Below are 778 nucleotides of genomic sequence, written 5' to 3'. Positions count from 1 at the left end.
CCAACAGTGCATGGCGTTCAGGTTACGACGCAAAAAAATCGTCTAGTTGAAGCTTTGAATGGCTTGTACAACCTTTCGACCGAAATCAAGGTTGATGAGCGTCAGCTTGCCGCGGTGAAACAAGAGTTTAAGCAAGAGCGCAGCGCTTTCTTGGAATCGCCTATGGGTACGCTTATCCAAGTAGCGAACACCAGCGCTTACACGCCGGATAGTCGTCATCGTTTACTGAGCAGTGATGGTGCCGATACCGTCACGCCAGAGCAGATTCTTTCGGTGCATGATCAACTATTTAAAACTGATCACGGTTACAAAATGGTGATTGTTGCAGACGTTGAGCCTGAGCAAATTACGCCGCTTCTACGCAAATACGTGGCATCAATTAAGATGAAGCCGGGTAAAGCTGTAGATTATCGTGTGTCATTTAATGATGAGCTGCCAGCGCGCTCGGTCGTCACTGATGGTCACGAGCCTTCATCGTTTTACCTGCTGCGTTTTACCAACACCGACAAGTACAACCGTACGGCAAAAGACACGGTGACAGAAGACATTCTGGAGCGCATCAGTGCCGCACGAGTGCTGGAGACGTTCCGTGAAGAATCAAGCTTAGATTACAGCCCTAGCATTTATACGATGACGCAAGATGGTGAGCCGATTTCGGACTGGTTGTTTGAATCGCAGGTGGATCCAAAAGATGTGGGTTTGATGGATAAACTGTTGGATAAGGTTTTCGACGATCTCGCGATCAACATTACCCAGAAAGAAGTCGACACCGCGGCCA

Annotated in this window: 1 protein-coding gene; it reads left to right on the top strand. The window is 48.5% G+C overall.

Annotation, left to right across the window (positions count from 1 at the left end; all coding sequences use genetic code 11):
* Positions 1-778: insulinase family protein (locus R7Z50_RS26675; protein WP_318149638.1), on the top strand; the 778-nt coding region annotated here is incomplete at both ends.

This window comes from Vibrio sp. 1249-1, assembly GCF_033340495.1.
This window is presented reverse-complemented; position numbering and strand designations above follow the sequence as displayed.